This window comes from Dyadobacter beijingensis DSM 21582 (assembly GCF_000382205.1).
Taxonomy (GTDB): domain Bacteria; phylum Bacteroidota; class Bacteroidia; order Cytophagales; family Spirosomataceae; genus Dyadobacter; species Dyadobacter beijingensis.
In genome coordinates, this window is the sequence record NZ_KB907793.1 from 154,798 (window position 1) to 168,009 (window position 13,212).

The window sequence follows — 13,212 nt, forward strand, 5'->3', positions numbered from 1 at the left end:
CTTTTAATGGCATTGGGCCTTAGTCGAAATACACCGAGAAAGGCAATTTGAAGGGATAGGAAATCCGCACGCCATTTACGGTGGCGGGGGTCCATTCGGGAATCCGGTCGAAGACACGGTCCATTTCGGTCCGGATGTCGCTCTGTACCTCCCTGAGGTGGCCGGCGGAAATACGCTTTGCCCGGGATTTCATTCTGCTAAAATCAATGCTGTCGATCGCGGGAACACCATCGGTGTCTATGGTGAAATGAATGTCAAATACACCTTCGTACGAATACTTGTTGACGGAAAGCGGGATTCTGAAATGGCGGTCGGTTACAACTAATTCGTGCCAAGGGATGTCAATCAATGGAACTACAACCCGTCAATCATGAAAGGAAATCTACTGGCACTTCTTTTTGCCACGCTTTGGCTGGCATGCGGCTCAGACGACGAGTCGATTTTTGGCATCGAACCTGCATTGGCGTCTTACAATGACGACGCCCCTGCCCTGAAAAAAACCTATTGCGGGGATTCCGATTGCAAGACGCTATCCAGCGAGGACAGGTACACGTATGATTCCCAGGGCAAACTGAGCCGCATCGAGAACTTCGGCCGCGCTGCCGGGGGGAGCTGGATCCCATATCAGTACAGCGAATTCGTGTACGCGCCTTCGGGGATGCTGGTCTCGAAAACGGAGTACATAAAAAACAACCAGAACGGCTGGGTCCGCTACACTGAAACGGAATTTGAATACGAAGCCGGGTTGCTGAAAGTCGAACGAAGCTACAATTTCCCCAATTCGTCGGGGACTAAAATGCCGGTCAGGTCTACATCGTATGACTATGCGAATGGAAAAAAGAGTGGGCAAAGATGGTATGACGTCGAGGGAAAACTGATGTACCGCGTGGAATACCGCTACAAAAACGATGTCCTGAGCCACGAAACATGGTATGATGCCAGCAATAAGGCGAACAGGACTTTTGAGCACAAATTCTCGGGAAACCGCAGGCAGATCGGCGAATACCTCACGGCGTCAAGGGAGTTGCTCGCCATGATCGAAAAGTCGTATGACGACCAGGGAAGGTTGCTGACACAGGAAACGAAGGTTAACAATCCGCTGCTTTGCGCGCTTCCTCCCGGAAAAATTCAGTTTACCTACTAGGTTGCTTTCGGTTTTTTGAAGCTCCCCGCCAGCCATTTGAACAGGCTTACGATTGCGGCAACGAGCAGTCCGGCGCCCAATCCAAGGACAAACTCTTTGATGATGGCCGGCAGGCCGGGGTAAAGGTCGTGCAGGAAATGGATATTGTGAGTAAATATTCCGCCGGCAACAAGCAGGAGGGCCAATGTTCCTACAATGCCCAGGAAACGGATCACAACCGGTAGCGCGGCAACAAGTAAATTTCCAACTTTTGCAAGCGGACCGGCATTATTCGTCCTGCGAATCAGGCCGTAACCGAGGTCATCCATCCTGACAATGAGCGCTACAATGCCGTAAACGCCCACTGTCGCAATCAATGCGACTGCGGACACGGTGATGATTTGTATCATCGACTGTTGGGTCGAAACGGCCCCAAGTGCGATAATGACGATTTCGACCGAGAGGATGAAGTCCGTCGTGATCGCCGACTTAATTTTTGTTTTCTCCTGCACCGCGGCAGATACCGGCTGCTCCTCCTGCGTCGCAGCCGGCCGATGTTTGGGTCTTGCGAAGAATTCTATGATTTTTTCTGCGCCTTCGTAAGCCAGGTAGCATCCTCCGAGCACAAGTATGTAGGTGATCGCCACGGGAACGAACGCGTTGAGCAGCAGGGCGATCGGTACGATTATCAATTTATTTATCAATGACCCTTTCGTAATTGCCCACAGGATTGGCAGCTCTCTTTCCGCCAGAAATCCGGTTGCTTTTTCTGCGTTCACCGCCAGGTCGTCTCCTAAAATTCCTGCCGTCTTGCGGGTAGCCACTTTCGTAGCCAGCGCAACATCGTCCATTAATGCAGCTATATCGTCGAGTATTGCGAAAAATCCTGATGCCATTTATATAGTATTTGCAATCCAAAGCCTGCCAGCGCAGGAAGGCCAAAGTACGTAACCAAGAATCGTTCCTACAAGCATATGGCCTCAGAAGTACGATTTATTTCCCCGCTGCTTCGCCCGTCACGTTAAATTTGGTCAATGGTAATACGCGACAAACCTGCCGTTGTTAAATTCGATGAATGCAGTTTAGCTCCCTCCATATTGATTTTTTATGTTATCGAAGGTGCGTATGAATTTCTGGTGGGCAAAGAGAGATGTAGTCTCACCGTAGGGTATTCGAGGCCAATGGACTGAAAGTCGTCGGCCCGCCTCTCAGACTGTGATGCGCATTAACCAACGGATTGCTCCCGGCATGGGATACCATGGCAAGGCAACACGGGCGGCAATGGTATCAATAAAGCGGTTGCCCACTAGCGCCTGGTTTGCTGGCACAAGGTTTTTGATATCATTTACTTCAAACAACAAACATGGAAATCATGGGAAATACAGATGATAAAGCAAAAAAGCGGCTAAAAAACGTAAATGAAGTTTACGACAACGACCCGGATGGTACATATTCGAAGGCCGGCCGCGAGGATGTGGGGGAACAGCCCAATGATCCGGCAGCCAATGCCCGGAAGACTTCGCCTGAAGAGGATTCCGGACAAAAAGAAGACACCAGGTTGAAGGCCGGCAATCGTGATCCGAAACCGGGCGGGTGATAAGCAAAGGGTAGTGGCCCGGAAGTTACCCGCAGCCAGGACATTCCTCACGGATATAGAAGATACTTCTTTCTGATATCCTTAAATTGCTGCAGTCCGGGTTCCCAGCTTTTTCTGATCTCCGCTTCCGGCACGCCGGCGATGATCTGCTTCCTTAGTTGATCGGTTCCTATGCGGAGGTCGAAGGCGGATATGTCCTGGTTGGCCCTGCCGGGGGCGAAGAAATGGGCTTTGTCCGGATAGGCATTGTACAGCTCGATGAGCCAGGCCAGGTTGATCTGGCGGCTTTCGCGAAGTGGGGCGATATCGTACTCCCGAAGGTCGAGCCCGTAACACACGGAATCCTTATGATTCGGCCGCTCGCTCATTCCGGGAATGCCGACCGGTTTGTAAGAAAATGAATATTTACCTTTCAATGCGGGTGCCCCGAGAATGGTAAATGGCATGTAAGTTCCGCGGCCTTCATTGATGGCCGTCCCTTCAAACATACATAAGCTGGGGAAAAGCAAAACGGCTTGCGGGGTATTCAGATTAGGCGATGGGTTGACCGGCAGCACATACGGCGTATCGTGGTCATAGTTCGCGACCTTGACAATCCTGATTTTACATTTTTTCGGCAGGTACCCTTCACCGTTCAGGTATTGGGCAAATTCGCCGATCGTCATGCCGTGCGTCATGGGCGTATAATGGATGCCGATGGCGGATTTAAACCGGTCGTCCGTCATAACCGGCCCGTCTACGACGTATCCGTTCGGATTAGGCCTGTCGAGAATGAGTAGTTCTTTATCGTTTTCCCCGCACGCTTCCATTACATATTCGAGGGTGTTGATATTGGTATAATAACGGCAGCCAACATCCTGAATATCAAATACAAGTAAGTCGATATCCGCCAGTTGCTCTTTCGTAGGCTTCTGGTTTTTTCCATATAGAGAAATGATCGGAAGACCGGTTTTCGCGTCCGTTTCGTTTTTAACCACGGCTCCGTTACTCGCATTTCCACGGAAACCATGCTCCGGCCCGAACACTTTAACCACCCGGATACCGAGGCTCAGCAAGCTGTCTACACTGCTTTTCGTACCGATAATGGAACTTTGATTCGCGACCAGGCCAATTCGTTTTCCTTTCAAAAGCGGTAAATATTCCTCGGTCTGGTCTGCACCGGTGATAATTCCCTGCTCGCCGGCTTTGCGTTGCGTTGAAGATGCGGTTTGTGCGGTGCATTCGATGGTGCCGACGGACAGGACCGTCCAGAAAAGAATTACAATAAGTTTCGTCATTTCAAGGGCTGTGGTTGATCGCTGCCATTCCTGGTCAGGCCTGAAAGTTATAGAATGTTGGGAAATAACCCGGCAAGGTTTGTTCCCAAACTTTCCGTCGTTCGTCCCGGCTGACGCACATTCGTCCCTGTTTTTTGTCCGGAAGCACATTCTGGGCCACATTTGGCTTCATTATGGGCCTGCTCGATCTGGACAAAATCATCATTAAACGAACTGTTTTCGGCATCCGCTGCAAAGCCTGCGGCGGAAACCTGCTCGTGTCCGACAAACGCTGTATCCTGGGCTGTTTGGCGAAAATACTTTCGTTCGGCAGGATCAGGCCCGATTGCTACGAATGCGAGACCTGCAAAAAGCGCTACACATTGTTCTGACCCCGCATGAGACCTGTTTTTGATTATAAACCAAAACCTTTCAATCCTATGACCTTCAACCTATACCATATGGCCGCTGCTTTGCCACTCGCGGTCCTGCGGAGGCTGCCCATCCTGCTGCCTGCGCTGTTGCTCACCCTCGCGGCGGCGCAGGCGCAGAGCACCTGGACCGGCACCGCCAGCAGTGACTGGAACAATGCCGCCAACTGGACACCCGGCCTGCCCGACGGCACTGCGAACATCGTTATCCCGGATGTAAGCACAAACGATCCGGTAATCGGACCGGGGCAGGCGATCGCGGCAAACTCGGTACTCATCGAAACCGGTGCTTCGCTGGAAATCAATGCGGGGGGCAGTCTTTCGCTGAACGGCAGTGCGCCGTACAGTGAGCCATTTACATTTGGTTTCACGACCGCCCTGAACAACAAGGGCAGCATCGTCAACCGCGGGCAACTTACCATCGGCGATGTGGGCGGGGTAGGGAGCTACGGGATTGTCAACCAGGGTAGTTTGGAGACGAAAGCCGGCTCGGCCATCCGTATCGACAGAAGTACCGACACCGGTCTTTTCAATGCATCCGGGACATTGACCAATGCGGGTAACATGACTATCGGCGGAAGCGAGGCGGTTGGGCTGAGCGGCATCTGGAACGACGCGGTGTTCAACCACAGCGGCGGTGAAATCCGCATCGACCGCTCCTCGGTCCGGGCGCTCATGAACAATGCCGACGAAACAAAATCTATACACGCCACCTTCACCAACGCTGCGGCCATCGTGATCGGGGCCGCGGCCGACGTGGGTCAACTCGGCATCGAAAATCATTCCGAGTTCAGCCAGCAGGCAGGCGGGACCATCAAGATCGACCGTACTTCGCAAATGGCGTTCCTGCATTCGTCGGGCAGTTTCAGTAATTCGGGTGAGATCGTAATCGGCTCGGCGGCGGCGGTGGGCTTGTACGGGCTTTCAACCCAGGCCAATGCGGACAACAATGCCGGTGGGGTAATCCGGGTCGACCGCACGAGCAAGCGGGGTACCACGCACGGCGCGGGTATTTTCAACAACGCGGGCACCATTGCCGTGGGTCAGAATGCTTCTCCCGGTGTTTGGGGGGTGGTGAATTATCCGGCGATTGTCACAGGGCCGGCAATCCGGTTCAACAACCTTCCCAGTGGGGTCATTATGTCTGACCGGGCGACCGAAAGCGGCCTGGCCAACTACTACGGCGAATTCGTCAACGAGGGAAGCATTGTGATCGGCTCGCAAGATGCAGCGGATAAACTGACGGATTACGGTGTCGACGGGGGCAACATACTGAATGCTCCGTCAGGCCACATCAGGATTGACCGTACCGGCAAAATGGGCTTCCGGTGTGCCGGTTTTAACACCAACGAGGGGAAAATAACGATCGGAGGCCTGAATGCGCCGATGGGCGGCGATGGTTTTACGACCTGGGGAGGTACTTTCAATAACATGCCCGGGGCCGAGCTCGTGATCGATCGTACGCCTGCCGTTGGCCTGAACGTGGCACTTGGAAGGGTCAACAACCAGTCGACCGTGACCATCGGCGAGAACGCCGGGGTTGGGACTTATGCGCTGGTAGTGCAGGGCGTATTCAACAATCAGTCCGGGAGTGTGAATGTCGGGTATTCTGATAGTTATGGGATATGGATTCATCCGTCGGGCCTGTTTGACAATTCATCCGTCGTCGCCATAGGCTCAGCCACCAACGCAGCCACCTACGGCTTTTTCATCCGCGGGACGTTGAAAAACAATGCAAATGGTGTCGTGAAAATCGACCGGACGACGGCGAACGGCTTACTTAATTTCGATGGGACGGTTACAAACGACGGTGAATTGACCATTGGCAGCGAGGCAAGTCCGGGTACTTACGGGCTGGTTAACCGCGCCGCATTCCATAACAATGCAGGCGGCAGGATTCACATCGACCGCGCGAGCGATACCGGACTATACAACTATTCCATCGCCAAATTCAACAATGCCGGTGCCGTACGCATTGGTGCCAGCGAGGCCACGGGCGTGCACGGCATTTTCAATGAAGCCGAATTCAATAACAACGCAGGCGGCAGCATTGGGATCGACCGTACTTCGCTCGCCGCGCTCCGCAATTTCAACGGGACATTCACGAATGCGGCCAGCATCACCATTGGTTCGATGACCAACGCGGGCACTTACGGTATCCGTAACCAGGCTGCTTTTGCCAATCAGGCAGCAGGGGTGATCCAGGTGGACCGGACGGAACAGGGCATTTTTGCGGAGAATAATACTTTTAACAATGCAGGCAGCATTACCGTTGGCCAGCTAAGCCCCATCCAGCCATTCATTACCCAGCAAGGCACGGGCGCATTCACCAACAGTATCGATGGCATTCTCAAAGGTACCGGTCAGATTGCAGCGGCCGGCTTTACCAATGCAGGCGGCACGGTCTCGCCGGGCTATTCACCGGGGATTATGACCTTCGTGGGAGACCAGGCTTTCGGCAACGGGATTCTGGAAATAGAGGTCAACGGCATTACGGCAGCCGGCACCGATTTCGACCAGATCATCGTCCAGGGCACAGCCGCATTGTCGGGTACTTTAAAACTGGCCTCGACCTACATGCCGGTGAAGGGCGATGAAGTTACGCTCCTCACCGCCACGGCTATTACCGGTACTTTCGAGACGGTTGCGGGCCTTCCCGACGAATGGAAAGTCGTGTACACCAGCAACGCGGTGAAGCTCCAATACGAAGATCCGATGCCCGTCACGCTCATTGCATTCGCAGCCCGCGCGGCCGGAAATATCGTGCAGCTGCAATGGCAGACGACGGCCGAAACCAACAATGCGGGTTTTTACATCCAGCGCAGCAGCAACGGCTTGCAATGGGAAGAGCTGGGGTTTGTAAAAGGAAGCGGCACAACGGCCGTCGTACAGAAGTACGCCTACCAGGACACCGAACCCAAAACCGGCCTGAACTATTACCGCCTGCGCCAGGTGGATTTCGATGGTACTACCGAACTGTCGGGTGTACGCGCCGTACGTGTGCGGGAGCCTGAGCTGGATGTGACCGTATGGGCGGACGCGGCGCGTCAGGCGCATGTGAAGACAGACCATGTGATCAGTCAGGTGACCATTTATAGCCTTACAGGCAGGGTGGTGGCACACGCTGCGGCGGCTGTGCTGGACCTTTCGCGAGCGTCTGCGGGCCTACACGTGGTGCGGGTGCAGACGGAGCGGGGCGTGGTGACGCGTAAGTTGTTTTTGCCCTAGTAATAAGGCTTTTAAAAGAGTAAATCCCTGCAAACGATTCATTTGCAGGGATTTGTCTTTTAAATTCGAAGCCAAAAACTGCTATTTAAGCATATACTGGATTGAACCGCCGTCGACGGCAATATCGGCGCCGTTGATGTAGCCGGCCGCGTCGGAGGCCAGGAACAACACGGTGTTCGCCACTTCTTCTGCATTTCCCAATCTTTGCAGGGCGCTTCTCGATGCCAGGTAATCCTGCACCTCATGCGAAGCGACGGTCAGCAGCCCGGGCGTCTGGATGGGGCCGGGGCTGATGATATTCACCCGGATCTTGCGTTCGGCCAGCTCATTGACTGCAATATCCGCAATCTTGTTCAATGCGGCTTTCGTGGCAGAATATACGCTGCTCGCTATACCCGCGGCACTTGCAACACCGGATGAGGTAAATATCACGGAAGCGCCCTCAGCCAAGTGCGGTATGAGCCTTTGCAAGGTAAAAAAGTGCCCTTTGACATTGGTATTGAACTGCGCATCGAAATCGGCTTCCGTCACATGCTGGATAGGGGCGTACACGCCGATCGCCGCGTTCAGGAACAGGACGTCCACTTTTTTGCCGCTTTCCACCACCCATTTTTCCAGGACTGTAATCCCGTTCAAATTCGAGGTGTCGGCTGCCAGCGTCTGCAAGTTAGGATTGTCGATCGCTTCGGCTGCTTTCTGCAAAGTTTCCGGGTTCCTGCCGGTAATCAGCACATGGGCTCCTTGCTGAACAAATGCTTTGGCTGTGGCAAGGCCGATCCCCTGACTTCCCCCGGATATGACTACATTCTTGTTTGTGAAATTCATTGCTCTGTGATTTTAATTTGCTACAAAACTATGTCAGGAACATTTATTGTAGTAACTTAGTTACCAAAAGTAACGGTATATTCCAGGTAACCAGGTAACTTATGGCGGAGCAAGTATGTCACAAAGCAGATATCATGGCGATCCACGACGCGATGGACGTTTTGAGCGGAAAATGGAAGATTTCCATCCTTTCATCCATGTGCTATTATAACCAGAGAAGGTTCTCGGACATCGTGAACGATCTCGACGGCATTTCAAACAAGCAGTTAAGCAAAGAGCTCAAAGAGCTGGAAATGAACAAGCTGATCAAAAGGACAGTCCTCGACACGCAGCCGGTGACGGTGAAGTATAACCTGACGGAATACGGCTGGTCATTGCAGGACCTTATTCATGGCCTTGCGGCGTGGGGAACGAAACACCGGCAGGTGGTCATGGGCGATTAGTTGCGATCTCCACACCAATTTTGCCGTAAAAATCCTTATCGCCTTCTTTGAATTCCAGCAGGCTATGCGCTTTGCCTATTTCCGGCAATTGGAAAACTTTGGTTAAAACAGGCTTCAATTTTCCGGACTCTGCCAGCTTTGTCAGTTCGTTCAGTTTATTTCTGTTCTGTCTCGTGGGCGCAGTGATATTCCGCATAACTTCCCTGCCCCTTGAAGATTTCAGGGGCATAATAAACCTGGTCGCCGACCTTGAAATTTTACACACCCTGACCGACTTCTACGATTTCACCGGATACATCCTGCCCGGTAATGACGGGTAAAGTCAATTCATTTTGATAATCCCCGCGGCGGACCTGGTAGTCGAGCGGGTTCACCGATCAAAAAAATTACAAACTGTCCTGAATATGCTTTGCTAACTGCTGGATCGACTGTTCGTTTCTTTTGTAATAGGTCCACTGATCCTTCCTTGTGGCGGTCAGAATATTCGCGGACGACATTGTTTTTAAATAGACAGAAACCGTAGGGATGGACATCCCCGCTTTCCTGGCGATATCAGAGACACACACGCCCAATTCCGGCGTATAATCGGCCAGTTCCTCGGCAGGAAAATGCGCAAACGGATCTTTTAACCATTCAAGAATATTCAACCGCGTTTGGTTTGACAATGCCTTTATGACGTCCAATAGTATCATGACACAGATTTAGGAAATTTCCTAAATGCCTACAAGCTTTTATTCATTGAACCTGTATCAGCTGTATCCCATACACCGGACGGCCCTCTTCCGTAACGCCTTGTATCACCACGCGCAGCGTCCTTACTTTGTCCGACAGCGGGAACCGCAACTGGGATCGCCCTTTGCCGTCGGTCAGCATGAGCGGTTTCCAATAGAGCACATCGCGGTCGTCGACAGGGCCGGAAATGCTGCTTCCGGATGCTTCCGAATCGTAACGGGGTGTATAAAATTCGCGCTGTACCGATGGAAACCCAATGAACGGGACGGGCTTCACCCTGGCCGCCTGTTTGGAATTTCCCTGCATGGATCTCGCATTTTTGGTGTAAAAAGCAATCACGCCGTTCCCGCCCAGAACGCCGTAAATCCCGACGGTACTGGCGTTTTTCAGGAGCTCTATGCGTTCAATGTCCCTGGTGTTGAAAGCCAGCAATGCGGTCCCGTCCGGGTCATGAATGGGCAGGCCGTCCATGAGGAACAGGGGTTGGGTACCGCTTTTGAAACTGTTGACGCCACGGATAAATACGTTATACCCGGGTGGAGACGGCGGACTTCCGGATGATCCGGCAGTCCGGATAATGGTGACGCCCGCAAACCGTCCCTGTATCATTTCATACAGGTTTGAGTGGAACGGGGACTTTTCATCGAATACCACCACCGCATCGGCCTGATTATGCAAGCTGCGCGCCTGGACATCGGCGGGCCGCTCATCCGGTTTTCTCGCTTTTACCGTGACTTCCGCCAGTTGTTTCGCTGTTTTATCCCGGTAAAGGTCCGCATTTGCCTCCTGCCTGCTGCGGGCAGCGTCCAGTTGAGACCGCAACGCCGCCCATCTTCGTGTTGGCGGTACTGGGCCTGTCTCCCATTGCTTGCCTGGGTATTCACGCATTAGAAACGCCTCGGCAGCAGGCACATGCCTCGATTTGGCATCTGCGATCTGCACCATGAACTGCACCGTGTCCGTCACGGCAAGCCCCGGCAACCGGAAATGTCCCTGCTGGTCGGCGCCGGCCAGTTTGACAAACGACTGTCCCGCGGCTGTCGACGCTACGGTGATCTGCGCGCCGGGCAGGGGCTGCTTTTTGGCATTCAGAATGCGGCCGCCGAAAGATATGCCGCTGGCTGGTCGGGCATCGGGCATGCCGCTAATCCGCCGCCAGCCCTGCGTCATCAGCAGGTCGTCCAGGGCCCGGCGGCCGTCGGGAGTCTGGTTGGCAAGGTAGTCGTTGGGGTTGTCGATCCGTCCCCGAAGGTCCCCGGTCAGCAGCAGGTGCGTCGGTAGGGTGGCTTCGGTGCTATCGCCGGGCACTGTGCCGGCATCGGTGATGGACGCCGAGAGTGCCGCCGCCGCCGGCGACCCGTTATCGTCCAGGCTGATGCGCATGGTTACCTGTTCGCGGGGGTGATAACGGTTTTTGTCCAATCCCAATACTACACGCACCGGTGCCGCCGCGTCCGGGACAAATACCAATCGCTCCGCCTGTGGCCGCATACCGGCATCGTACAAACTGATTTGCGCAATACCCGGCAGCCAGCCTGTTGTGGGCAAACTTATTTTTGCCAACCCATTGTGCAATAATATCTTCCGCTGATCGACAATGCGGCCTCGCTGCTGGATCAGGATGTTGACCGCTTCTTCGGCAGTGCGGTTGCTACTCATAATCGTTAACGCCAGCCGGGTTGTATCGGTGACAGCATCTGCAGAAAGCGTCAGCCCTTCCGGTTCGGGTTTAGGCAAAGGGATATGGTGCAGCTGATTATTGTACAACACATCGGCGTAGTAGGCTCGCTGTGCATTGGGTTGCATGGTCAGGCTTGTCATTCCCCGCGGGTTGGTCTTGAAACGCACCGTTTCCGCGCCCAGGTCATCGACAATGCGTCCGTCGATTGCCAGCGCATCGCCATTAGGTAGCACAATTTTCACCCCCAGCCTGGCCGGTAGCCCGGCAACCAAGCGGCCGCCCTCAGGCAGAACCTGGATGTCGGGCGCCTTCGTGGCGGAATCACCAGCCCCTGATGACGCTCCGCGCAGCAAGTTATAAATAGCTACAAATCGCTCGAATGCCGGCCGTTTGTGGCCGTCGTCGTCATCGGTGTAGGCGCGGAGCCGGTACATTCCGGTTGCCAGGCTATCGGACAAGCGAAAGGTGCCCTGACCGCGTCCGTCGGTAACCTTTATCCATTGGTGCTGTACAAGTGCCCCGGAGGGCGTCAGCAGGTCCACCTGCATGGCTGTTTCACCGCCGATTCGGGCATGATCAGCGGCGTCGAGCAGGTACGTGCCCATCCAGAGCTGGTCACCCGTGGCGTATACCGGCTTATCAATATGTACGTACGCCGCAGGCGACAGGAACTGGAACCGCTCATTGAACACGTTGGCGATGCGCACTGAGCTGCTGTCTGCCGGCACAAGTTTGCCCTGCGTGGCGAACGGGCCGGTTAGCAGGGCCTTTTTTTCGTTGCCATCCGGTTTCCAGTCGGCGGGCAGCATGGTGGACAGGCGGTCGGCGGCCATGCTGCCTTCCGTTTCCATTCCTTCGGGGATCGTAACGACCCCGTCCGCGGTCATCTGCATCTGGCCGCTGGGCAACCTTATTTCCGTATACGCGTAACGGGCATCGGGATACGGCGAGAAGGAAGAGGTGGCATGCGTGTAGAATACAACCAGCTTCATACCCGAAACTAACCGGCGTTCGTTCGGCAACCGGCCTGGTTGGATTAATGCGGACACGTTAACGGGCCGTAAACGCCGGTATTCGGCAACAGCCGCGGCAAGGGTGACCGTACGGCGATCGGTAAGCAATGATTTCGAGGCATCTTCCTGGTATACGAGGAAGCCGGCCTCCTCTAACGTGTTGCTGACGAGGCTCACCATCAAATGCCTCGTCGAACCTTTGTAGGCCGTCAGCTGGTTACGGCGGAACCGTTGCGCGTCGCGTTCATTTTGCGGTTTTAGTTCTTCAAAACGGGCGGTGCCCGCCGAGTAAACCTTTCCCGAACTGGCATCGAAATGCTGTAAAGCGTAAATCAGCCGGTAACCTAATGCCTGGTTTTCGATCACCAGCGGCGCATCCGCCGTCGCGTAAAGATGACCTTTATCTTCCTTGAAATTCAGGACTTCGCTGTTGGTCAGCACGCATTGCCCGCCGAACGGTTCGCCGAAAAGCTGCTTTTTGAACTGCCGTAAATGCCGCTCCCAGCCTTTCGGATTACCCCGTACCGTTACAGCATCCAGCATTTGTACATTCGGTTTCAACTGAAAGTTTGCTTTTTGCAAGGATGCATTCTCAAACCGTATCTTTTGCGAAACGGAAAGATAGCCCACGAACGAAACAGCGATTTCAACCGTCCCCAACGGAATGCCTGCCAGCGAATATGCCCCTTTTTCATTCGTAACGGCGCCTTGCGTGCTGCCATTCACATATACATTCGCGAAAGGCATCGGTTGCCCGGTCGAGGCGTCCGTCACCAGGCCGGTCAGTGTAGCCGTCTGTTGCGCGGCCACGGACGTGCTGATGAGTATAATGGCGGTTATCCAGGCAATGATAGAGCAGGAGCGCATCGTATAACTAGTGCTT

At 54.0% G+C, this 13,212-nt stretch carries 13 protein-coding genes; 5 read left to right on the forward strand and 8 right to left on the reverse strand.

Annotated features, from left to right (window positions below; all coding sequences use genetic code 11):
- Positions 1-19 precede the first annotated feature (19 nt).
- Positions 20-349, reverse strand: coding sequence for a hypothetical protein (locus H144_RS0130110; RefSeq protein ID WP_019945858.1), 330 nt, complete (start codon positions 347-349; stop codon positions 20-22).
- 21 nt (positions 350-370) lie between these two features.
- Between H144_RS0130110 and H144_RS0130115 the strand changes: the two genes are divergently transcribed.
- A complete protein-coding gene (locus H144_RS0130115) occupies positions 371-1,144 on the forward strand; it encodes a hypothetical protein (protein WP_019945859.1) in 774 nt (257 codons plus the stop codon).
- Here H144_RS0130115 and H144_RS0130120 read toward each other — a convergent pair.
- Positions 1,141-2,019: a DUF808 domain-containing protein gene (locus tag H144_RS0130120; protein WP_033403504.1), complete on the reverse strand. Its 879-nt coding sequence runs from the start codon at positions 2,017-2,019 to the stop codon at positions 1,141-1,143. The genes H144_RS0130115 and H144_RS0130120 overlap by 4 nt on opposite strands.
- 476 nt (positions 2,020-2,495) lie before the next feature.
- Here H144_RS0130120 and H144_RS0130125 point away from each other — a divergent pair, with 476 nt between their 5' ends.
- Positions 2,496-2,720, forward strand: coding sequence for a hypothetical protein (locus tag H144_RS0130125; protein ID WP_157505253.1), 225 nt, complete (start codon positions 2,496-2,498; stop codon positions 2,718-2,720).
- Positions 2,721-2,767: 47 nt separating this feature from the next.
- On the opposite strand, the gene H144_RS0130130 is transcribed toward H144_RS0130125, so the two are convergent.
- Positions 2,768-3,997 carry an exo-beta-N-acetylmuramidase NamZ family protein gene (locus H144_RS0130130; protein WP_019945862.1) on the reverse strand — a complete coding sequence of 410 codons (1,230 nt, stop codon included), beginning with the start codon at positions 3,995-3,997 and terminating at the stop codon, positions 2,768-2,770.
- 134 nt (positions 3,998-4,131) lie between these two features.
- Between H144_RS0130130 and H144_RS0130135 the strand changes: the two genes are divergently transcribed.
- Both H144_RS0130135 and H144_RS33655 read left to right on the forward strand, forming a co-directional pair.
- Positions 4,132-4,368: a hypothetical protein gene (locus H144_RS0130135; RefSeq protein ID WP_157505254.1), complete on the forward strand. Its 237-nt coding sequence runs from the start codon at positions 4,132-4,134 to the stop codon at positions 4,366-4,368.
- Between the two features lie 48 nt (positions 4,369-4,416).
- The gene (locus H144_RS33655; protein WP_020647656.1) at positions 4,417-7,635 is read left to right on the forward strand and encodes a T9SS type A sorting domain-containing protein; all 3,219 of its coding nucleotides are present in this window, start codon (positions 4,417-4,419) and stop codon (positions 7,633-7,635) included.
- An 81-nt stretch (positions 7,636-7,716) separates the two neighbouring features.
- Here H144_RS33655 and H144_RS0130145 read toward each other — a convergent pair whose 3' ends face one another.
- Positions 7,717-8,460 (reverse strand): SDR family NAD(P)-dependent oxidoreductase, encoded by a 744-nt coding sequence (locus H144_RS0130145; protein ID WP_019945864.1) that lies wholly within the window; start codon positions 8,458-8,460, stop codon positions 7,717-7,719.
- 101 nt (positions 8,461-8,561) lie between these two features.
- Between H144_RS0130145 and H144_RS0130150 the strand changes: the two genes are divergently transcribed.
- Positions 8,562-8,903, forward strand: a complete 342-nt coding sequence (locus tag H144_RS0130150) for a winged helix-turn-helix transcriptional regulator (RefSeq protein WP_019945865.1) — start codon at positions 8,562-8,564, stop codon at positions 8,901-8,903.
- Here H144_RS0130150 and H144_RS35235 read toward each other — a convergent pair.
- From H144_RS35235 to H144_RS0130170, 4 genes are read right to left on the reverse strand one after another with little or no spacing between them, the layout of a single operon-like run.
- Entirely contained in the window at positions 8,890-9,132 is a 243-nt protein-coding gene (locus tag H144_RS35235) for a zinc-binding dehydrogenase (RefSeq protein ID WP_374754605.1), read from the reverse strand. The two genes, H144_RS0130150 and H144_RS35235, sit on opposite strands and share 14 nt — an antisense overlap.
- 28 nt (positions 9,133-9,160) lie before the next feature.
- Complete coding sequence (locus H144_RS35240; RefSeq protein ID WP_019945867.1) at positions 9,161-9,277, reverse strand: alcohol dehydrogenase catalytic domain-containing protein; 117 nt, start codon at positions 9,275-9,277, stop codon at positions 9,161-9,163.
- Positions 9,278-9,289: 12 nt separating this feature from the next.
- Positions 9,290-9,595 (reverse strand): ArsR/SmtB family transcription factor, encoded by a 306-nt coding sequence (locus tag H144_RS0130165; RefSeq protein WP_019945868.1) that lies wholly within the window; start codon positions 9,593-9,595, stop codon positions 9,290-9,292.
- Between the two features lie 43 nt (positions 9,596-9,638).
- The gene (locus H144_RS0130170; RefSeq protein ID WP_019945869.1) at positions 9,639-13,196 is read right to left on the reverse strand and encodes a carboxypeptidase-like regulatory domain-containing protein; all 3,558 of its coding nucleotides are present in this window, start codon (positions 13,194-13,196) and stop codon (positions 9,639-9,641) included.
- Between the last annotated feature and the right edge of the window lie 16 nt (positions 13,197-13,212).